General features: G+C 40.5%; 22 protein-coding genes. 9 read left to right on the top strand and 13 right to left on the bottom strand.

Going from position 1 to position 21500, the window contains the following annotated elements:
• Positions 1 to 118 precede the first annotated feature (118 nt).
• From B4F91_RS01110 to B4F91_RS01090, 5 genes are all read right to left on the bottom strand, one after another.
• Positions 119 to 1033, bottom strand: a complete 915-nt coding sequence (locus tag B4F91_RS01110) for a hypothetical protein (RefSeq protein WP_286936617.1) — start codon at positions 1031 to 1033, stop codon at positions 119 to 121.
• 8 nt (positions 1034 to 1041) lie between these two features.
• Entirely contained in the window at positions 1042 to 1839 is a 798-nt protein-coding gene (locus B4F91_RS01105; protein ID WP_286936615.1) for an SIR2 family NAD-dependent protein deacylase, read from the bottom strand.
• On the bottom strand, positions 1839 to 2393 hold the full coding sequence (locus B4F91_RS01100) for a non-canonical purine NTP pyrophosphatase (RefSeq protein WP_286936613.1): 555 nt from the start codon (positions 2391 to 2393) through the stop codon (positions 1839 to 1841). Before B4F91_RS01100 ends, B4F91_RS01105 begins: the two co-directional genes overlap by 1 nt.
• Positions 2384 to 3367 carry a hypothetical protein gene (locus tag B4F91_RS01095; RefSeq protein ID WP_286936611.1) on the bottom strand — a complete coding sequence of 328 codons (984 nt, stop codon included), beginning with the start codon at positions 3365 to 3367 and terminating at the stop codon, positions 2384 to 2386. The genes B4F91_RS01100 and B4F91_RS01095 overlap by 10 nt, the downstream gene beginning before the upstream one ends.
• Positions 3368 to 3640: 273 nt before the next feature.
• Positions 3641 to 4249 carry a cold shock domain-containing protein gene (locus B4F91_RS01090; RefSeq protein WP_286936610.1) on the bottom strand — a complete coding sequence of 203 codons (609 nt, stop codon included), beginning with the start codon at positions 4247 to 4249 and terminating at the stop codon, positions 3641 to 3643.
• A 416-nt stretch (positions 4250 to 4665) separates the two neighbouring features.
• On the opposite strand from B4F91_RS01090, the gene B4F91_RS01085 reads away from it, so the two are divergent.
• Entirely contained in the window at positions 4666 to 5286 is a 621-nt protein-coding gene (locus B4F91_RS01085; protein ID WP_058550084.1) for a trimeric intracellular cation channel family protein, read from the top strand.
• A gap of 76 nt (positions 5287 to 5362) precedes the next feature.
• On the opposite strand, the gene B4F91_RS01080 is transcribed toward B4F91_RS01085, so the two are convergent.
• Positions 5363 to 5872, bottom strand: a complete 510-nt coding sequence (locus tag B4F91_RS01080) for a DUF421 domain-containing protein (protein ID WP_096041721.1) — start codon at positions 5870 to 5872, stop codon at positions 5363 to 5365.
• A gap of 308 nt (positions 5873 to 6180) precedes the next feature.
• On the opposite strand from B4F91_RS01080, the gene B4F91_RS01075 reads away from it, so the two are divergent.
• Entirely contained in the window at positions 6181 to 6564 is a 384-nt protein-coding gene (locus B4F91_RS01075; RefSeq protein WP_154944505.1) for a hypothetical protein, read from the top strand.
• Positions 6565 to 6678: 114 nt separating this feature from the next.
• Positions 6679 to 7206: a lactoylglutathione lyase gene (gene gloA / locus B4F91_RS01070; RefSeq protein ID WP_024033580.1), complete on the top strand. Its 528-nt coding sequence runs from the start codon at positions 6679 to 6681 to the stop codon at positions 7204 to 7206.
• Positions 7207 to 7288: 82 nt separating this feature from the next.
• Here gloA and htpX read toward each other — a convergent pair whose 3' ends face one another.
• From htpX to bioB, 6 genes are all read right to left on the bottom strand, one after another.
• Positions 7289 to 8152 (bottom strand): protease HtpX, encoded by an 864-nt coding sequence (gene htpX / locus B4F91_RS01065; RefSeq protein WP_286936608.1) that lies wholly within the window; start codon positions 8150 to 8152, stop codon positions 7289 to 7291.
• 229 nt (positions 8153 to 8381) lie between these two features.
• Complete coding sequence (locus tag B4F91_RS01060; RefSeq protein WP_286936606.1) at positions 8382 to 9953, bottom strand: FAD-dependent oxidoreductase; 1572 nt, start codon at positions 9951 to 9953, stop codon at positions 8382 to 8384.
• 145 nt (positions 9954 to 10098) lie between these two features.
• Positions 10099 to 10782: a dethiobiotin synthase gene (bioD, locus tag B4F91_RS01055; RefSeq protein WP_096739629.1), complete on the bottom strand. Its 684-nt coding sequence runs from the start codon at positions 10780 to 10782 to the stop codon at positions 10099 to 10101.
• A 29-nt stretch (positions 10783 to 10811) separates the two neighbouring features.
• Positions 10812 to 11708 carry a methyltransferase domain-containing protein gene (locus tag B4F91_RS01050; RefSeq protein WP_286936604.1) on the bottom strand — a complete coding sequence of 299 codons (897 nt, stop codon included), beginning with the start codon at positions 11706 to 11708 and terminating at the stop codon, positions 10812 to 10814.
• The gene (locus B4F91_RS01045; protein WP_286936603.1) at positions 11705 to 12862 is read right to left on the bottom strand and encodes an aminotransferase class I/II-fold pyridoxal phosphate-dependent enzyme; all 1158 of its coding nucleotides are present in this window, start codon (positions 12860 to 12862) and stop codon (positions 11705 to 11707) included. Before B4F91_RS01045 ends, B4F91_RS01050 begins: the two co-directional genes overlap by 4 nt.
• An 11-nt stretch (positions 12863 to 12873) precedes the next feature.
• Positions 12874 to 13914: a biotin synthase BioB gene (bioB, locus tag B4F91_RS01040; RefSeq protein ID WP_004586639.1), complete on the bottom strand. Its 1041-nt coding sequence runs from the start codon at positions 13912 to 13914 to the stop codon at positions 12874 to 12876.
• Between the two features lie 92 nt (positions 13915 to 14006).
• On the opposite strand from bioB, the gene bioA reads away from it, so the two are divergent.
• The 6 genes from bioA (at position 14007) to B4F91_RS01010 (ending at position 20510) form a co-directional block, all read left to right on the top strand.
• Positions 14007 to 15308, top strand: coding sequence for an adenosylmethionine--8-amino-7-oxononanoate transaminase (bioA, locus tag B4F91_RS01035; RefSeq protein WP_286936602.1), 1302 nt, complete (start codon positions 14007 to 14009; stop codon positions 15306 to 15308).
• Between the two features lie 163 nt (positions 15309 to 15471).
• A complete protein-coding gene (locus B4F91_RS01030; protein ID WP_286936600.1) occupies positions 15472 to 16284 on the top strand; it encodes a hypothetical protein in 813 nt (270 codons plus the stop codon).
• The gene (locus B4F91_RS01025) at positions 16285 to 17325 is read left to right on the top strand and encodes an extracellular solute-binding protein (protein WP_004586642.1); all 1041 of its coding nucleotides are present in this window, start codon (positions 16285 to 16287) and stop codon (positions 17323 to 17325) included.
• Positions 17326 to 18825: an ABC transporter permease gene (locus tag B4F91_RS01020; protein WP_126007128.1), complete on the top strand. Its 1500-nt coding sequence runs from the start codon at positions 17326 to 17328 to the stop codon at positions 18823 to 18825.
• Between the two features lie 14 nt (positions 18826 to 18839).
• Positions 18840 to 19853, top strand: coding sequence for an ABC transporter ATP-binding protein (locus tag B4F91_RS01015; RefSeq protein ID WP_286936598.1), 1014 nt, complete (start codon positions 18840 to 18842; stop codon positions 19851 to 19853).
• Between the two features lie 18 nt (positions 19854 to 19871).
• A complete protein-coding gene (locus B4F91_RS01010) occupies positions 19872 to 20510 on the top strand; it encodes a Vat family streptogramin A O-acetyltransferase (protein ID WP_286936597.1) in 639 nt (212 codons plus the stop codon).
• A gap of 18 nt (positions 20511 to 20528) precedes the next feature.
• Here the strand turns inward: B4F91_RS01010 and B4F91_RS01005 are convergent, their stop codons facing one another.
• The gene (locus B4F91_RS01005; RefSeq protein WP_004586647.1) at positions 20529 to 20963 is read right to left on the bottom strand and encodes an ATP-binding protein; all 435 of its coding nucleotides are present in this window, start codon (positions 20961 to 20963) and stop codon (positions 20529 to 20531) included.
• Positions 20964 to 21500: the final 537 nt, after the last annotated feature.

Below are 21500 nucleotides of genomic sequence, written 5' to 3'. Positions count from 1 at the left end.
GACCGGAACTTTCTAATGGGTGACACCTTTTGCTTTCTAACTAAAACGTAATCATAAATTTTGAAAAGAGCAAAATTTAGGATGGGTGTCACTGGTAATTCTGGTAATTCATTCCCGGTTAGGTAATTTTTGTGCGTTTACCCTTAGGAAACCGCACATAATCAGGATCAAGAAACTCTAACAGGTCGATTAAAGCATTTTGTAACTTTATCAAGCGAACCGAAGAACGATCTCGTGAATTTAAGTAACATTCAATTTTAGTTTCTAGCTGACTTAATAAAGGCTCTTCACCTTGTTTGACTAATTTTAGAAACTGAGAATAACCGATACATGTATAGCAAGAATCTTTCTCTTGTAGCATAAGTTCGCCAATGCCTCTTTGTTCCCCAGCCCAGATATTTAAAGAGTCATCTTGCGTAGTAAATTGCAAAATTGAGTATATTTCATCTTGTAAACTAGATAGTTTTTGAGACGTATTTATATCGCTGAACTCAATGAACTGAATTTCTTTTCGGATAATCTCTGTCCAAGCAAAATATTGAGCCATTACATACATAGTATTTTTAAGGAAATACTCTTTCTCAGTACCATCTCCTAGTCCCTCGAAAAAATACAAATCCACAACATTTTGCTTAACCAAATTAAAAATTCGACTTTGTAAATCATACGCAGAATGTACTAAGGGTCCTCTATACTTATCCATTGTTAGCTCAAGATTTACAGTCCTTTCTTCTGCGCGTAGCAGTAGCTGTAAATCAGTCTTTAGAGTTTCTAAAGTTTCATTATTCTCTCGCACAACACAACCTTTATAAGCTTCTAATTCACGACTAAACCAAAAAGAGACAAGTTTTTGACCTAGAAACCCAACCACAACTAATGCTGAAGCTGCACCACCTAAAGCAATAAATATAATATTAATAATGTCCACTTGAGTAACTCCAATGTTATTACCTAACGCCGAAATAAACGGATTAAAATACTTGGTCAAAATGTGTAGCAAAGATAAATCTAACCAATACTTCAGTACTTTCAATTTCCTTCTTATTTATGGTCTGTAAGTTTGCTTAGGAAGTCCTCTAATGCTTCACCTGGATTTTCAATATCAGATGAAAGCATTTCAATGCCCCATTGCTCTAGAATTCGTTCTTGGACTGGGTTCGGTTTTGGCGAGAATACATATGATTTGGGTTGCGCTTCGCCAAGGTGGTGGGCTTTCCAAAGCATCGACAATTTATAGAATAGAAATCGAATATTTATATCAGCTAAACTATACCCAATAAATAATACTGATTTACCCAATACATCTGCCCTCAATTTAATGTCCAAAGGGGTTTCGAAACCTAGTCGCTCAAAATAGCTAGTTTCATCTAACACGATTGATTTATCATCATCAAAATCTCCGTGAAACTTGATGATTTGGGTACTATTACTATCTACTTTTGTAAGGTCTGCAACAGAAGATATTTTAGTATAAGGTTTTTCATGATGATCTAGGGCATACTCTAACCAACGATCATAATTTGTAGTATAAATTATTGGAAATTCAGCTTTAGCTATATTTTCATGAACTTTTGATTTCGAAACGTCAATCTTTGATGTATGCCAATTTCTATCCATCCAGCTTCTTAATGGGCCAATACTTCCCTTTTTCAAACGGTAATATTCAGCTAAAGCTAAATGGTCGCCAAATGTCTTATAAATCTCAGGGTCATAATCCAAGTCTTCAGCGATTTTATCAATTAGTGAATCCCATGATGGCAAACCAAGATTCATAGATACGCCAGCGCCAACAAAAAGTATGACATTGCCTTCTTTAAATGACCTTAACAGTTGCTCCATTATTTTTTATTCCTTTCTAAAAAAACTTTAAATTCATCAAAAGCGATTTTCCGCATTGAAATTTCATTTTTCTTATCACCCATTTCAGCAAATGTTTCTGTTTCACCTTCAGGTATAAATATGCAATCCCATTGGAAGCTTCTATCTCCTTTTGGTTCTGGAGATATAGTGCCTTTTATTGCACCTTCAAAAAAATACATTTTTTTAGCATCGCAGTAACCTATAATTGTTTTAGCAACTAGCCCAAGATTGTCTCCGTTTCCTAGTAAGGACGAAAATTTATCTGCATTTAATTTATCCCAAAATATTTGTGTTAAGCCACCGGGAAATCCATTCAAACTGTCTATATAAAGACCAGTATGTTCTACAAAAACAGGACGTCCAACTTTCTTGAATGCTTTTAACAGTTTATCTTTAACTAATTCATTTACATTCTCTGTTTGTATTTCGTTAATTGAGTGCTTTGCAGCAACAATTGTTACACCAGTCCCCTCTAATATTTTTTGAACTTCAGCCACTTTGAAATCATTTTTTGAAACAAACCTTATTTGCATGACAATCCTTTTATGAAGCTATATTTTTTTTGTATCTCCAGCATATTTTTAATGTGTAATGAACTCTTTGTTTCACGATAAAATTCAATATAATCTTGAGTTATGCTGGACCTGTGAATGGAAGGGTTGTCTGAGCATATAACAAAGGGCACCTCATTATTTATAAACTCAATTACAGGATGTGATTCTCTCTCACCTACTGCATTTGTTAATCTATTACTTATTGGACAAACTTCGACGCATATGTCTTTCTCTTTGAGTAGTTCCAACGTTGGTTGGGATTTTATTGCAGCCGTTCCATGACCAATTCGATTAGCTTTAAAGTCATTAACAGCTATCACTATGTTTTCAAAGTTTCCTGTTTCACCTGCATGAATGGTTATTTTCAGCCCAAATTCAGTTTTAGCACGAACAAACTCATACGCTAGTGCGCTAGAAACGTTAATGTCTTCATTTCCAGCAAGGTCTAAACCAACAATTAAATCAGGCTTTCCTAACTTGATATAAGCGTTCAACAGTGATCGGAGTTGTTCTAGTGAGTAGTCCCCTCTAGTAACCGTAAGAATTAGGCCAGCCTTAATATCGTAAAATTCAGATGCTCTTGAGACATCTTCTAATAACCATGCCATTGCTACATCGACATTTACTTCATTAAGCAAAGCTATATATAAAACACTATTTCGTAGTTCTACAAATCTCACATTACTCTTTCTTAGATTTTCAAATGCATCAAATACAATCAAGGTTAAATCTGCTCTGCTTTTAGGAACAAACCTTAATAGCTCCCAAGGTTTGAGGTATGAAGATAAACTCTTAGCTGGTTTTATGATATTGAGGTCTTTTTCAAGGTCAAAGCCTTGTGGAATATCAATTATATTATTATTAAGTAATTTGATTACAAGTTCCGAACTGACAAGCCCATTAAGATGAACATGTAGCTCTCCTTTATCCATTTCTAGTATAAAATTTTCCATCACCTACCTATGTCAAATACGGAAACAGCTAACAGTTTATTGAATCCCACTTTGGAGGGTTATGACACCCAAAAACGGCGTATATTACATTGTTCGATATTTACACTAAACAACTAGTAAGAACTAACTACAAGGGTTATTTATTGGCCTTCATTATTTAACCCCATAACGCCTTTTAATAATGTTATGAGATAAATTGCGCACCACTGTATTTTATACAGTGCACGGTAAAACCCATCTTAAATTTAACTTTTAACTAATCGGTTTCTAAAATTACCACTCATCTTGGAACCGTGAATCCCTCTCACAAGGGTCGCCATCTCTATCGCCATCCATTTTTGTGTTCGGGCAGTTATTAATAAAAAATACCGCCTCTGCACGTGAAGTCATTTGGCTACAGTGCTGCCTGCCATCACAGGTAAAATTTTGTGTGTTTTTTGGAATAACGCTTTTTGGGTATTGCTCATCAAAGCTGGCTAAATCGGCGTTGGTAATAACAGGAGTTTGGCTATTAAATTGCTCGTTACTTTTATAATGGGTGTATTTATTTACTGCGACAAAACCAAGTACGGCGATAATGCTAATTGACGCGACTTTGCCTAAAAAACTATCGGTAAAATTAGATTTAGCAACACGATGATGGTTTGATTTTTTAGGCGTAACTTTAAGTGCAGCTACGCCTTCTATTCGGCAATTAACGGCTTTGGTTTTGCCATCGGGCTGTGTAGCAACTTCAAAATAGATGGTGTCGCCCACTTTTGGCTTGCGGCTCATATGTTTGAGCGCTGAAATGTGTATAAAGGTGTCGTGCGATTGGGTGTCTGATTTAATAAAACCAAAACCCTTTTCGTCATTCCACGCTTTTAACAATCCTTTGTTCATGTATTTACCTGTGCTAATTAAGCTGCGATTACGCAAATTCCATTTAAGTTAAGAATCGTTAGTATACGTTCCTAAATTGCTACCACGCAACCAAATATTCATATTAGGTTAATTTAAACACGCCAACTAGCTGCCAAAACACTTAACCGTATAGGGAAAATACCGAGCTTTGAGCTTTAAAAAAGCAGCAAAAAACAGCCTGTTTTATTTTATAAATTACGGCCGTTTGTCCTTTATTCTACGACTGCTAACTTTTGCAAAGCGATTAGCTTAACAGATTGTTTACACTCGGTTTTGTTATTAGTTATTTCTATCTGAATTAAGCGTTTATAGTGTTATTTTTCATTCGTTATTTACTTAATTTATCTATACAATCCACACCTTATTTTTACGTGCAATTTTCAAGTGATTATCTCATGCTATTAACCGTTGTTTATATTATTGGTATTACCGCAGAAGCCATGACCGGCGCACTTAGCGCTGGGCGAATGAAAATGGATTGGTTTGGCGTTGTATTGGTTGCTAGTGCTACAGCAATTGGTGGTGGCAGCGTGCGAGATATTTTACTTGGCAATTACCCACTTACCTGGGTACAGCACCCAGAGTATTTATTAATTACTTGTATAGCGGGTATTGTGACTACCTGGCTTGCTAAGTGGGTGGTTAAATTTAAAGGCATTTTTATGCGCTTAGATGCGCTAGGGCTTGCGGCGTTTAGCATTATTGGCTGCCAAGTGGGGCTAAATATGGGCTTGCACTATGGTATTTGTGTAGTGGCTGCGGTTGTAACCGGTGTATTTGGTGGGTTACTGCGCGACTTAATATGTCGCCAAGCGCCTTTAGTACTACATAACGAGCTATACGCGAGTGTATCGTTACTTGTTGCTTGCTTATTCTTGGCACTGCACCATTACAATATTGATGACAACATCAGCATTATTGTAAGCCTTGTTGCAGGCTACTTAATACGTATGGCCTCAATTCGCTTTAAGTGGCGTTTACCTACCTTTAGTTTGTTAGAGCAGCACGCTAAATAAATTAGGCTTTAATACAATTTAAGGCAGGTATTAAACCTGCCTTAATTAATATAAGTATAAGTAATAGCGCCTTACTTTATTGCTCGCTTACATCACTTAACGCGGTTTTTAACCCACTGTTATTTTGCTTTAGTACGCTAAAACTGCCGTCGGTTTCTAGCACTACAGCGGCTACATCTTCTATGGCTAATATACCCGCACCACGAATAGCAGCACGAATTTCGGATTTAGTTACCCGCTGCGATTTAAGTGCCGCCGTGCAGTATTCACCATTACTCAGCAATAGCGTGGGCTCTGCTTTTATAAGCGAAGCAAATTTAGATGAGCGCACACTTAGCCACGTAATAAAATATTGCAGCCCTATTAGTACAACAAACGCGAGCATGCCCTCTAGCAGCGCAACGCTTTTTGTAATGATCACCGAGGCTAAAATAGAGCCCAGCGCAATAGTGACAATAAAATCAAACACGTTCCATTTAGAAAGCGTACGCTTACCCGATATACGCAGCCAAAACACCAGCGCTACATAACCCAGCACGCCAATAATAAGTACGCGTATTAAGCCCTGCATATCATCAAAAAACATAGTTACTCCTTTATATGCGTTATTTACTTACTGTAAGTAGTTCCTGCAATAGTTAATTAAACCCTACATTGCACATAGTTAAATAACGATGAATAAAGCGCCCTATTTTATTTTGCTAATTGTTTTACAAACTTAATTTTACTTAGCATCGTACTTTGTTTATCGGCATAGGTACCTACGTATTACACAAGTATTCAAAGTAACCGATATGGAGTTATAAGTTTACTTTTTCAAAGGATAATGTGATTATCATTTTAGGTACAAATTAACAGTTTTCTTTGCTCAATAACGTTATAAAGGGATTTATCTTGAAATTAATTAAAAAAGCGATAGTTATCGGAGTATTAATACTGGTACAAGGGTGTGTTTCTTACGATTTAGTGCACGTTGAAACATATAGTTCAGGCCAAAAGCCAGTTAAAGGCACCGCCGTTAAACAAGTTAAGTATGGAGATGGCTTTAAATGGGTGGGTGTTATAATTTCGCCAATCATTCCTATTCCTCTTATATTACCTTATGGCCGTGAACGCACCACTACTTGGTTATCTGATGATGGTGCTAGTGTTTACACAGAAATTCAAAAAACAGAAGCCAATGGGTATGGGTGTATGTTTATAAGCTCAGAAATAAATGGCTGTAGCGATGAAACTACATGGGGCGCATTAATGATAAATGATATTAAGCTTCACTGACTATTTGCATCACTCTTTTATGCTCAGGGCAGTTTAAATTTAGACGATGGTTGATTATGATAACTTAAGCATTATATCTAAGTTTTCGCTTCTTAATTTATACAAAGGATCACCATGTCTAGCTATAACGAATCGCCAGAGCAAATTGAACAGGCCACTAAAGGCTATGTGATGCAGCAAACTATGTTGCGTATTAAAGATCCCAAACCGTCGCTCGAATTTTATCAAAATGTATTAGGTATGAAGCTGTTAGGTAAGTATGACTTTCCTGAAATGAAGTTTACGCTGTACTTTTTAGGCTACGAGCCAGAGCAGCCTCAAGGTGATGATAAAACCAAAGCTAAATGGGTATTTGGTCGCCCTGCACTAATCGAGCTTACCCATAACTGGGGTACAGAAGACGACGACAGCTTTGAGGGCTACCACAGCGGTAACCAAGAGCCTAAAGGCTTTGGCCATATTGGTATTAGCGTGCCAGATGTTTACGCAGCCAGTGAGCGCTTTGCAAAGTACGATGTAGAATTTGTCAAAAAGCCAGATGATGGTTCAATGAAGGGCTTAGCATTTATAAAAGACCCTGACGGCTACTGGATTGAAATACTCTCACCTGAGGGCATTACCGATATTATTTTTGGTAAATAACTTTAACGCTTGATAAACCAGTTATCACATACTAAAAAGCCAGCTAATTAGCTGGCTTTTGTGTTTTTAAATAAGAGTTAGCTTATTTACGCAGGGCGTCTATTCGCGCATCAAGCGGTGGGTGAGATGAAAACAGTTCAGCCATCCCTTTTCCACTTGCTATACCAAAGGCCATCATTGAGCCTTGTAGTTGCGACGGGTGGTTTTGCTTTAATCGCTCAAGCGCTGAGCGCATTTTGTCTGCACCTACTAATTTAGCTGCGCCGCTGTCGGCTGCAAATTCACGCTTACGGCTGTAACTTGCTACCACTATGCTTGCAAGCACACCAAATACAACTTGGAATAACATGTCGAATAAAAAGTAAGACCAGCTACTACCGCCCTCTTCTTCATCGCCATTTAAAAAGTTATCAACTATGCCTGCCAGTACTTTTGCGGCAAATATTACAAAGGTATTTACCACGCCTTGTATTAGCGTAAGCGTTACCATGTCGCCATTAGCAACGTGCGATACTTCGTGGGCAAGTACGGCCTCGGCTTGGTCTTGATTCATGTTATGTAATAACCCTGTGCTTACCGCCACCATCGAGTTGTTTTTGCTTGGGCCAGTTGCAAAGGCGTTCATTTCTGGGCTGTCGTAAATTGCTACTTCAGGCATTTTTATACCTGCTTTTTGAGCTTGTGCTGATACAGTTTGTACAAGCCAGTGCTCGGTTTCGTTGCGCGGTTGAGTAATTACCTGTGCGCCTGTTGATTTTTTAGCAATCCACTTAGACATAAATAACGAAATAAACGAGCCACCAAAGCCAAATACAGAGGCTATAAGTAATATACCGCCAAGGCTACGATGGCTTAAACCCAGCGCGCTCATTATTATTGAAAGCACTACACCTAATACCAACATAACCGCTAGGTTAGTTAATAAAAACAAAAATATACGTTTCATATTGTCCTCACAAAAATAGGTTTGATCACCGAACATAAAATAAATTTAGGTTAAAGCAATCATTACGCTATGACACACTATGTCATAGCATTGAGGCTATTCTGTGACAAACTATGTCATAACGCAAGGGTTATTTGCAGGTTTATTAATAAATTTTTTGGGGAGTTTAAATAGAGAGTAAAGTGTGGCGTAACGTAGTTATTAAACCTCGTTACACCAATAAAAACAATTAGTTGCTAGTTATGCCGCTACTTGTAATGCAATTATTAATTGTTGCCATATCTGTAGGAAAGCCGCGCTCTTTTGCGAGTAATTGTGCCACCTTGGTTATATCTGCATGGTTGTGTTGTTGAAGATACGTCCACTGGTGATGAGTACGATGCTCATTTATGTGCGCATCGTCGCTTATTAGGCCAAGTTTAGTAAATTCAGCCACTATTTCATCAGCAGCGATTAAGGTAGATGACGCTTTTACGTTTTCGGCACGTGCGTAGCTAATATGCGAATATAGGCTAACATCTGCGACGCGCAAGGTGTCGTCTTCTCCTGGGATTTGCTGGCCACCAAACAAGGCATTGTTTTGCGTGTTGGCGTTTTTAAATGCCGGAACAAACTCGGCTACATAATCAATGGCTTTTTGGCTACGTGCTTTTAGTACCTGCTGATCCCACCCATTGTTTATGTAATTTAAATATTTAGCTGGCAATTGCGGCTGTGCACTTTGCTCGTTGGTATCGGCTAGGCCATCGTTAAACAAGGTAATTGAGTTGGTCATACCATGAATTTGATAATAGCCATTAGGATAAGGCGTTAGCTGTGCCATACCTTCTGGCGTACCACGGTTACCATAAATAATAATTTCTGGAATTTGCCCGCCAGCGCCTTGCCAATGCGTAATGTAAGAGGCTTTAAATTCGACCATACGTTTGGCCTCTACGCCTACCATGTCATCTACAATACCGGTTTGAAAGCCGCAGGCATTAATAAGGTAGTCTACCTCTACTGTTTGCGTAGTATCGCTTTGGTTATTTTGGTATTCAATGTTCCAAGTTGGCGATTGGTTATTGGCACTGGTTTGCTCAGCTTGGCTAACTTGCTTTACCTCTGTGCTGGTAAGTACATTAGCGTGTTCGTACTGGGCAAGCGCAAGTTGGGCGCTGGCCGATAACCTAAAAATATTCCACCCGTATTCTTGAGCAACAATTAGCGGGTATTTTACTTTGTTTAAGTTTAGGTGCTTAGCAACGGGGATCATCCACTCATCTAGCGTTTTAGGCTCACTAACCTGCTCTTTTTTACTCAGCGCTATCATTTGCTCGTGACTATACAGCTGGTAGTAATTGTCGGGCTCGCCAAGTACTTTGTTATTAGGGTCTTGCTCAACTAACTCTTTATACGCGTTGGTGATTTTATTTAATCGTGGTAGTAAATCATCGGGTGAGTCGTCATCGCGCGTTGGCACTGCAAACACGGTTGGGCGTACGTCTATGGTGTAGGGGTATAGGCGTAAAATATCGATACATTGCTTGAGTAAATCTATGCAGTCTTCGTCTGGTATTTCACGGTATAAATTACCACCAGCGTGTAAATGGCACATAGGTGGGCCATCTATAAGTGACTTTTTTTTCTCAAAAATAGTGGTCTGAATCCCTAGCGCTGCCAATCGAATAGCTATTGTTGCCCCTGCTGTGCCGCCACCTAAAATGCCCACACGGGTTTTAGGCTGAGCACTTGGCTTTACCTCGGGTTCCCCCGTTACCTGTGTGTTTTGAGCGAAGCGTTTAATGTATGGGTGCGTCATGTAGCGGTTTATTTCCTTAGTAACAATAGCTTTAATTTGTAATATGTGTACTAAAGGGGGTAATTTCAAGGCGTAAATACAATTAATAAGCTCATGTATTTAATATAAAAACTGCTTTGCATTTAAAAACGCAAAGCAGCCACAATTAGCTCTGTATATTGAGGGTATTAAGTAAGGTTTTGTATATTTGCAGTTTAGGGGTTTGCTCGCTGTATGGGCTTATAGCCAAAATAGGAAATGGCAAGCGTGCTTTTAACGAATCAAGGTTAGCTTGGTATTCGTCCATATTTGGGTCTACTTGGTTGGCAATCCAGCCCACACAATTAATGCCTAAACTTTGCATATGGGCAGCGGTAAGTAAAGCATGGTTTAAACAGCCTAGTTTCATGCCTACTACTAAAATTACGGGTAGTTGCTCGGCCTTAACCCAGTCGTATAAATAATCGGTGTTATTAATTGGCAGTGCCCAGCCACCAGCGCCTTCGGTTAGGTGGTAATCGGCACCTTGTTGTTTAAGTGTTGAGTACGCTGTGCTTAGTTTATCGAGCGTAATATTAACCCCTACTTGCTCTGCGGCTATGTGCGGCGCAATAGGCGGCGCAAAGGCAAAGGGGTTTATTACATCGTATTTGGCACTTACCGTGGCGCTTTCCATTAGCATTAGTGCATCAGCATTTACTAGCTGATCAAACGCCATTTCGCAGCCTGCGGCAAGCGGCTTAAAGCCAATTGCGTTTTTTTTATGTTGGGCAAGTAGCTTTAATAGCAAACTAGTCACGTGGGTTTTTCCGGCGTCGGTGTCGGTACCGGTAATAAAAAATTCTTTCATTTTACTGCCTTGATTAATTTTAATATTAGCTACTCATGGCTTTTTTGTAATGATAACAATACCACATGGTAAGATACACACGCTTGATTGTTTAAAAGCGGATACGCATTGCATACCCGTTGTAGCGCCGACTTAGTTAATAGCCCTTGGCGTGAATTAGCATGATTTTGCGTTGTAGCACCAATGGCTTTAATAGATTTAATGGCTTTTAACGGGCTTGAATAACAATCGGTATAAATTACTTTTTGTGAGCTATTAATACTAAACCCTGCCTTTTGGACCGACTGGTTTATATAAGCGTGTGTATTAAATGTATTTATATGGCTACGGTTATCAAGCGCTGCAAACGCTGTTTTAATTTCGTTAAGCGAGCCCGCCACTACGGTACTTATATAGGCCTGCCCGCCAGGCTTTAAGCTTTTATAAAGCGTATGCATTAATTTTTCAAAATTAGCCGACCACTGCACTGCAAAATTACTAAATATGGCGTCAATACTGCTTGCTTGTAGCGGCAGGTTATCCATATCGGCGCAAACTTTTGGGTTAGTTAATGCAGCGCTTTTAAGCATGTTTAAGCTTAAATCTATCGCGATTACTTGGCCGTATTGCTTGCTTAGCTGTGAGGTATTAACCAGTGGGCCAGCTCCTAAATCTACACAGCGCTTATTTTGGTTGTAAGGCTGGGAGTTTATTAATTTAAATAAATCGCTTGCTGCCTGTTTTTGTACATTGGCATGGCTGTTGTATTGCTCAGCTGCTTTAGAAAACTTATCACTCGCCCCCTTTTTAAGCGCTGTATGATGGCGTACTTGCTCAGCACTTTGTATAAGCGCACTATTTTGTGGAGCCCCATTTATAGGTAAAAGCGTGGGCTTTTTATTTAAAGCTTGCTTACTGTGGGTATGAGCTAAAGCCTGCGCAATCATGCTATTGCGCCTTTTAAGTGTTCAACAAGGGCTGTTATATCTGCATGGGTATGCGCCGCTGTTAAGGTTACACGTAACCGCGCGGTATTATGCGCAACCGTGGGTGGGCGAATAGCGGTTAGCCAAATACCCTGCTGTTTAAGCCTTTGTGCTGCGTGTAACGTTTGCTCAGCGCAGCCAAGTACAATGGGCTGAATAGCGGTGTTTGACTCCATTACCGCAATGGCGTGTTGTTTACAAAGCTGCTTAAAAAAAGCAATGTTACTACTAAGCTGCTGGCGTTTAACATCTGCACATTTAATGGCGTGTAAGCGCGTAAGCGTAAGCGCTGCCATAAGCGGCGACATAGCGGTTGAATACGTGTAGTCGCGGTTAAACTGCAGCATGTAATTAATAAATTGGTTATTTGCTAATACACAGGCTCCGTTGCTTGCTACTGCTTTTCCAAAAGTAATAACCAGTATATCGGGAAGTGCTAAGCCTTCATCTAATAATGACTCACAGCTACCTAAACCGGTTTTACCTAGTGCACCAAAACCATGTGCATCGTCAATCATAAGCCAAGCATTGTGCTCTTTAGCTAAAGCAAGCAACTCTTTTATAGGGGCGGTGTCGCCATCCATCGAAAACACCCCTTCGCTAATAATTAGCTTATTGTGTGCTTTTGATTTTTCGAGCCGAGAACGTAAATGCTTTAAATCGTTATGGTTAAAGCGGATCAATGCGGCATTTGAGTGCATTGCGCCGTCAATCAAACTGGCGTGGTTGAGCTTATCTTGAAAAATAGCACTGTTTTGCGCAGCGCTTTTATCGTTAAACAACGCTTTAATTACACTGCTATTTGCACTAAACCCCGAGTTAAACAACATGCCAGCTTCGTAGCCAAGTGCACTACATAAGTATTGCTCTAGCTGTTGTTGCTGCGCCTGATACCCAGTAACTAAGGGTGAGCTGTGGCTACCGAGTACGTTGTTTTGCTCAAGGTTAATACTGCAATCACCAAAGCCTAGGTAATCATTACTGGCAAAATTAAGGTACGTTGCGTTATTTACCGTAATGGTACGTGCTGTGGCGCGCTGCACCACATGGCGTTTACGCAATAACGCATGTTGCTGTTGTTGCTGCAAATGCGTATTTAAAAATTCAAATGGCATAAAAGGTAAGCTTAGGCTTCGTAAAATAAGGCTGACGTTGCTTTATCGGCCACTTGCGATGACAGCGATGCGGCAACGGCTTCGTCTGAGTAGTCTTGGTGTTTTTCTGGGTTCATGCCTAATTTTTTAATTAGCTTCATGTCGGCATCGGCCTCTGGGTTTTCGGTAGTGAGTAGCTTATCACCATAAAATATTGAGTTAGCGCCTGCAAAAAAGCACATTGATTGCATTTGCTCGTTCATGGCGCTGCGACCTGCCGATAAACGCACATAGCTGTGTGGCATCATAATACGGGCGGTAGCTATGGTACGTATAAATTCAAAATGATCTAAATCGTCTACGTTTTCAAGCGGTGTGCCTTTTACTTTTACCAACATATTAATAGGTACGCTTTCTGGTTGCTGTGGTAAATTTGCCAGCTGCATTAATAAACCGTAACGGTCGCTTGCTTGCTCGCCCATACCGACAATACCGCCTGAGCATACTTTCATGCCGGCATCGCGTACGTGATCTATGGTGTTTAATCTGTCTTCAAAGGTGCGCGTAGATATAATTTGCTCGTAATATTCAGGCGAAGTGTCGAGGTTATGATTGTAGTAATCAAGCCCTGCGCTACTTAGCTCATGTGCTTTTTCGTTGGTAAGTTTACCAAGTGTCATACAGGTTTCTAGGCCAAGTTCTTTTACTTCTTTTACCATTTTAGAAATATACGGCATGTCTCTGTCTTTTGGATCTGACCATGCTGCACCCATACAAAAACGGGTTGCGCCTTTTTGCTTAGCTAGGCGTGCTTGCTCTACCACTTTTTCTACTTCTAGTAGGCGCTCGCGCTCTAAGTCGGTTTTATAATGCCCCGATTGCGGACAGTATTTACAATCCTCTGGGCAAGCCCCTGTTTTAATGGATAATAAAGTAGATATTTGTACTTCGTTAGGATTAAAATTAGCGCGATGAACCGATGCCGCTTTAAATAATAAATCGTTAAATGGCATTTCAAATAATGCCTTTACTTGGGCGTGGGTCCAATCATGGCGAACAGGTGCAAGTTCCATAGTAGTCTCTTATTTTTCTCAGTGGTGATGTTGGATTAGTCTACGTCTTGAAGTACCATTGTCAACGAAACCCACCACGTTAAAGTTTACATATGAATAAAAAACAAACGATTGACCTTGATTTTGATCGTGACCATATTTGGCACCCTTACACATCAATGACACAGCCTATCCCGGTTTACCCTGTTACTCATGCAAATCATAATTTAATTTACCTAGAAACCGGCGAGCAACTCATTGATGGCATGGCCTCATGGTGGAGCGCAATTCATGGCTATAATCATCCGGTATTAAATAACGCCATGATTGAACAAATTAATAGTATGAGCCATGTAATGTTTGGCGGCATTACCCATAATAGCGCGGTAGAGCTGTGTAAAAGGCTTATTACAATTACCCCAAAAAGTTTAACTAAGGTGTTTTTAGCCGATAGCGGCTCGGTAAGTGTAGAAGTAGCGATTAAAATGGCGCTGCAATATTGGTTAAGCCAAGGGTTTACAAACAAGCAAAAATTAATGACGCCGTTTAAGGGTTATCATGGTGATACATTTGCCGCTATGAGCGTGTGCGATCCGGTTAATTCTATGCACAGTTTGTATAAAGGTTTTTTACCAGAGCATGTGTTTGTACCCGCCCCTGTAAGTAAATTTGATGGCGAGTTTAACCAAGCAGAAGCCCAAACGCTTGAACAATACTTTAAAACGCACCATCACGAGGTAGCCGCCTTTATTATTGAGCCCATAGTACAAAACGCCGGCGGCATGAACTTTTACAACCCCGCGTATTTAGCCTGCGTTCGTAAATTATGCACACAATATAATGTTTTACTAATTTGCGATGAAATAGCCACAGGGTTTGGCCGCACGGGTAAATTATTTGCTGTAGAGCACGCTAATATAGAGCCCGATATTTTATGTATTGGCAAAGCCCTTACCGGTGGCTCAATGACCCTTTCGGCCACACTAACCAGTGATAAAATAGCCATAGGCATTAGCGAAGGTGAAGCCGGCGTTTTGATGCACGGACCTACATTTATGGGCAACCCGCTTGCCTGTGCGGTTGCGTGCGCCAGTATAGATTTACTTTTGGCGCAGGATTGGCAACAACGCATTAGCGATATAAACACTCAACTACAACAGCTTAAAAAGTGCAATGAATTAGATGCGGTAGCCAATGTGCGTACCTTAGGCGCAATAGGTGTTGTAGAGCTAACTGATGATGCTGGCAATGTAGATGTTGCTAAAATTCAAGCCTTTTTTGTAGAGCAAGGCGTATGGATTAGACCCTTTGGTAAACTTATTTACCTAATGCCCCCGTATATAAGTGACTCAGCCAGTATAAACACCTTATGTGATGCCATTTACACTGCAATTGCAGGTAAGCATTACTGCTAAGCGTTAAATTATACCTAAAAGGCATAGTCATTATTTGCCTGTTAGGTATTAATTTTTCTCAGGTTTTGAGCTTTGCATTGACGTATTTGTTATATTGATTTTAGTAAACATTACGGATATGATAATGTCTATCATTTACAATTACCTTTTCGGACTCTTTACTATGAAACACCTTTCTAAATCTGTAAAAACATTAGGTGCAAGCTTATTGTTAGCTTCTGCTTTTGTAACGCAACCGGCGCTAGCTAACGGCCCAATTGGTGAGCACGTAAACCATTTACAAGAAAACATTAAAGACTATTCAGAAGAAGTTGAATGGATGGTTGGTAAAGTAGACACCATGGTAACTGACTACAGCAAAAGCGGTACTAAGGCTGTAAACAGCGACGATTTAATTGAATATTGGGAGTCGGTTAAATTTCACAGCGCCATTGAAACTAACTTTGTGCCTGTATATGCCTCAATTTGGCAAGGTATTTATGGTGTAAAAATGGCCATTGATAACAACAAGCCTGCCCAAGAAGTGCGCAATCAGCAAAAAGCCATGAACATAGCCTTGTGGCAAGGTCTTGGTGCTGTTAAGCTTGCGGCAAAATTCCAGCAAAAAGGCTTACTTGATACAGTTAAAGCCACTGCTACAGAAGGCATGACCCAAAGTGCCACCATTGACGAAATCAAGCACAAGCTTGACCGTGTTGTTGCTAAATTTGCAGAGCGCTTAAACGAAGAAGCCACTGAAATTGTTCACGATACGTATTTACACCTTTTTGAAGGCGTAGAAGGTACGCTTATCGAACAAGATGCAAAATTAGTAGAAGTGCTGGAAAAAGATTTTAACGTAACACTACCGCAAACAATTAAAAGCGCTAAAAGCGTTGATGAAGTACGTGACGTGGTAAGTGATATGCACACTAAATTAGACCGCGCTAAAACGCTAATAGAAAAAGCGGAGAAGTCGCGTAAGGATGTTTTTTAAGTGAAGCGTAGGACCTTTATACAAGGCCTAGCTGCGTTAGGGGTTGTTGGCGCTTTGCCACTGCCCCTTTCTCGCGCACTAGCTGCCGATATAGCAAACCCAGTTTCTGTTGATAATTTACCAAAGCTTAAAGGTGATTTAACCTTATACCTAGGCCGTGGTGAAGGTGGTTTGTATGAAAATGTATTACAAGCGATTCAGAAAAAAAATCCTGACTTTAACTTAGCTATTCGCCGCGGCCCGACTGCTGCACTTGCCAATACTATTGTGGCAGAGGCAAAGGCAGGTGTACGCCGCGCCGATTTATTTTGGGCGGTTGACTCAGGCGCTATTGGCCTAGTTACCGATGCAGGCCTTGCAAAGCCCCTACCGAGTGATTTATCTGCTCAGTTACAACCGCAATTTAGATATGATCAATGGGCGCCGGTTACCGGTCGGATCAGAACCTTACCGTATAACACATCACGTTTAACCAAAGATCAAATTCCCACAAGCATAATGGACATTGCAGATAGCGATTTATCTATTGGTTGGGCGCCTGCTTATGCATCGTTTCAATCGTTTGTTACCGCTATGCGTATTTTAGAAGGCGATGATAAAACCGCTAAATGGCTTAAAAAAGTTAAAAAGCGCGCTAAAACATACGCCGGTGAACTCGGTGTTGTAATGGCAGTAGAACGTGGTGAAGTAGATATTGGTTTTGCTAATCACTACTACACGCTGCGTCTTAAATCGGGTAAACCAGATGCTAAATTAGACTTAGCCTTTACCGAGCAAGATGCAGGTTGTTTAGTCAATGCCTCGGGTATTTTAACGCTAAACGATGACCCACTTGCTACTAACTTTATGCGTTACTTATTAAGCGAAGAAGTACAAGGTTATTTAGCCCGAGAAGCGTATGAAATACCGCTTGTTAATGGCATTACTCAACCGGCAGGCTTACCGTCGCTGAGTGACATATCTCCACCAAAGGTTGATTTAACTCAACTTGCGGATTTACGCCCCACCATCAACTTGATGCGCAACAACGGCGTTTTATAAATGCGAATACCTGCTTCTTACCCAATGGCGCTGCTTGCAGCGCTCATTACGATTACCCCTGTTTATATTTTAATTACCCTTGCTAGCGACACCAGTACCCTTTTTGACAGTCATAATCTAAAAATACTGGGCAATACGTTATCGCTAATGGGCTTAACCGTATTAGGCTCAATTCTGATTGGGGTACCACTGGCTTTTATAAGTGCTTATGTGCATTTGCCTTTTAAAAAAATATGGCTGGTGATTTTTGCCGCGCCCTTGGCTATTCCAAGTTATATTGGCGCATTTACTTTGTACGCTGCGTTTGGCCCAGGGGGCGAAATAAATAACCTACTTGGCTTTGAAACCCCACCCATGTATGGGTTAAGCGGTGCAGCCATTGTAATGACCTTATACACCTTCCCTTTTGTAATGATGACTACACGCTCGTCATTGCTCAGTTTAGATGCCAGCATGGTAAATGCAGCGCGTACCTTGGGTATGTCGATGACACAAAGTGTGTTTAAAGTAATTTTACCCCGTGTAGTTAACGGTATTGCAGCGGGCTCATTATTAGTGGCGCTTTATACACTTTCAGACTTTGGTACACCCGCAATGATGCGCCTAGATACCTTTACCCGGGTAATTTACGTAGAATACAATGCGTTTGCATTAGGGCGCGCGGCGATGTTGTCGCTGCAATTAATGGTTATTGTTGGCTTTTTACTTTTAATAGAATCACAAATAAAAACCGCCTCTGAACGACACGGTCGCCCACTGGTTTTATTTCCAACTAAATGGCAAATAACCGCAATGATTGCTGCGTTTGGCCCTATTTTATTGTTAGCTATTGGTTTACCGCTGGCGATATTTTTTGTTTGGCTAGCACGCGATGGTTACAGCAATTTTGACTTTAGCATAGCGTGGAACTCAGCGTATGCCTCAGCCATAGCTGCCATAGTGGCGGTTATTGTGGCTATTCCTGTTGCTCATGCCGCATTAAGTGGTAAAGCCGGCAGAATAATGGAGCGTGTTACCTATTTTGGTTTTGGTATTCCTGGCATTGTGATGGGCACCGCGCTGGTATATGGCGGCTTGCAACTCCCGTTTTTATATCAAACATTAGCGCTTCTGATTATTGCTTACATGCTACGATTTTTACCGCTTGCAGTTGGCTCTATTCGCACCAGTACAGAGCATTTAGATCAAAGCTTAATAAAGTCGGCGCGCGTATTAGGTGCAAGCCCGCGTGAAGCCTTTACTCGCATTACCCTGCCGCTAACAATGCGTGGTATTATTGCCGGTGCTGCATTGGTATTTTTAGAATCAATGCGCGAGCTTGAAGCAACGCTATTGCTAGGCCCAACCGGGTTTGAAACCCTTTCAACCTATTTATGGCGTGTGTACGAAGCCGGTTATTTTGGCCGTGCTGCCATTCCCGGTTTATTGTTAGTGGTGATTTCTGCCTGTGGCTTAGCTATTATGATGTCTGGCGAAAAACGTAACCAACTCGAACATTGAGGATTTAAAAACAAATGCTATCTGTAAGCCAGTTGTCTATAGATTACGGCAGTAACCGTGTAGTAAGCGATTTAAATATATCGTTAGGTGAAAATGAAATTCTCATGCTAGTAGGCCCTACGGGCTGCGGTAAAAGTACAATATTGCAAGCACTTGCAGGGCTTATCCCCATTAGCGAGGGTGAAATAAACGTAGGCAAATGGCGCGCAACGCCAAAACGTAATGTGCCCCCTGAAAAACGCAGTGTTGGTATGGTGTTTCAAGATTTTGCATTGTTTCCTCATTTAACGGTTGAGCAAAACATTTGTTTTAGATTAAAAGACACCGCCATTGCCGATCATTGGATTAAACTGCTTGGTCTAAATGATTTTAGAGCAAAAAAGCCAGCCACCCTCTCTGGCGGTCAAAAACAGCGCGTAGCACTTGCGCGTACACTTGCTCACCAGCCAGATTTTGTATTACTTGATGAACCCCTTTCTAACCTTGATGCCGCATTAAAAGATATGCTGCGCTGGGATATAAGAAACGCCTTAAAAGAAGCGGGAGTGCCTGCCGTGTGGGTTACTCACGACCAAGAAGAAGCGCTTTCGGTAGGTGACCGTGTAGGTGTATTACAAAACGGTGAAATACAACAACTCGATAGCCCTGAACAATGCTTTAGCATGCCAAACAACCGCTTTGTAGCACGCTTTTTAGGTGAGGCAAGCTTTATTGCTGGGCAGTTTGAAAATGGCCAAGCAACCACTAGCATTGGCGTAGCACCAGGGCAAGGTATAGACTGCGACAGTGGCGATGTAGATGTGTTGCTTCGCCCTGACGATGTACAGCTTATTCAAAACTTAAATCAACCTAACGGTGAAGTTGTTTGGGTACGCTTTGAAGGTGGCAGCCGTTTATGTGCGGTTAAATTAAGCTGTAATACGCTCGTTACTAGCCGTGTAAGCCACGAGGTTGTGGTTAATCCGGGTGACAGCGTTCATGTATCTATTGTTACTACTCACCCGCTGGCTGTGTATAAAAAACAATAATTAAACTATGAGGTAGCTATGTCTAAACAGGGCCCTAATCCAAATAACCTTGCCCCTGTTGAGGGCTTTCCTCAGGTTGGCTTTTTAAAAAACTTTATTACCTCGCCTAATATAGTGGTGGGTGATTATACCTATTACGACGATCCTGACGGCCCTGAAAACTTCGAAAAAAATGTCCTTTACCATTTCGATTTTATTAAAGATCGTCTCATTATTGGAAAGTTTTGCGCCATAGCTAAAAACGTGACCTTTATAATGAACGGCGCTAATCATCAAACCGCGGGGTTTTCTACCTATCCATTTTTTATATTTGGCAACGGCTGGGAAAAATCGGCCCCGCAGGCTGGCGAGTTACCCTTTAAAGGCAATACGGTTATCGGTCACGATGTATGGATTGGTTATGACGCAACCATAATGCCAGGGGTAAATATTGGCAGTGGCTCTATCATTGCAAGTAAATCGGTGGTTACCTGCGATGTACCCCCTTATAGCGTGGTAGGTGGTAATCCGGCAAAAGTAATTAAGCCTAGGTTTGATAGCAACACAATAAATACGTTATTAGATATAGCTTGGTGGGATTGGAGCAATGAAAAAATCACTGCTCATCTAGATGCCATTACTCAATGTGATTTAAGCGCTTTAATAAAGCTTAAATAACCCATAAGTAACACTCACCTACCACTCAAACATGTACGCCATTTTACTAATGGTTTTTAAAGGCACGTTATGCGTGTTGCGCTTAGCGTATAAATGCTGCATAGACTTGTCTTTTACTTCACCAACAATAACTTCTTTAACTTGATAACCAAGTGCATGTGCTGCTTGAGAGTACGCAATAAACTCCCATTTTTTTATATTGGTGTTATCAACAATTACAAGCGGAATATTTTGCGCTAAAGCATTTATAAAGCGCGCTAAATTTAAATTATGATATTGCGGTAGTTTAAATTTATCAAAGTGATACTCGCCCTGTTCATTGACAAAGTAGTCATCGGTTGAACATATTAAATACTGGCTTGTATCTACTCCACCAAGCTCGTCGGCTAGGGTTTGTGCATAGTAAGACTTACCACTTCCTGGTAGCCCTCTTAAAATAAAAACTTGTTTCATAGCATCCATTTCTGGGTAATGGTAAATATTAAATAGTTAAAATTATGCTGTGCTGATTTACCGGCTTAATTGTTACTTATTATTTCATCATTGTAAGCCATTATAATAACGCTGAAGCAGTTAGCGCGCCCACTTGCTTACAAATTTTGCTCGGTGATTGAATAGCCTTAAGGTTGGCTAATTTCAATCCGTAGAGTCAACACGCAGTAATAATGCCACAAAATCACTAAATTTCAGAGCACCAAATAACAATAGTGGTAATTTAAAGCAAAAAACGCTTTAAAAGTAACCCACTTGCATAAAAACTTTTAAAGAGTTGCTCACAATAGTTTTTTTATTTTATTTAACTAGGTAAGATACACGGTTCAAGTTCAACGCACTAAATTTAACCGCTGCGTTGAGTAGTTAATATTATACAGTTAGGCAACTTATATCATTGGAGTGAAGATGAGCCATTTAGCGATTTCAGAGCTATTAAAAGGCAATGTTGCGGTAGACAGCCAAGTAACAGTAAAAGGCTGGATCCGTACACGCCGC

The sequence above is a fragment of the Pseudoalteromonas sp. UBA6610 genome, assembly GCF_002433295.1.
In the GTDB taxonomy this organism is placed as follows: Bacteria; Pseudomonadota; Gammaproteobacteria; order Enterobacterales; family Alteromonadaceae; genus Pseudoalteromonas; species Pseudoalteromonas atlantica.
This window is presented reverse-complemented; position numbering and strand designations above follow the sequence as displayed.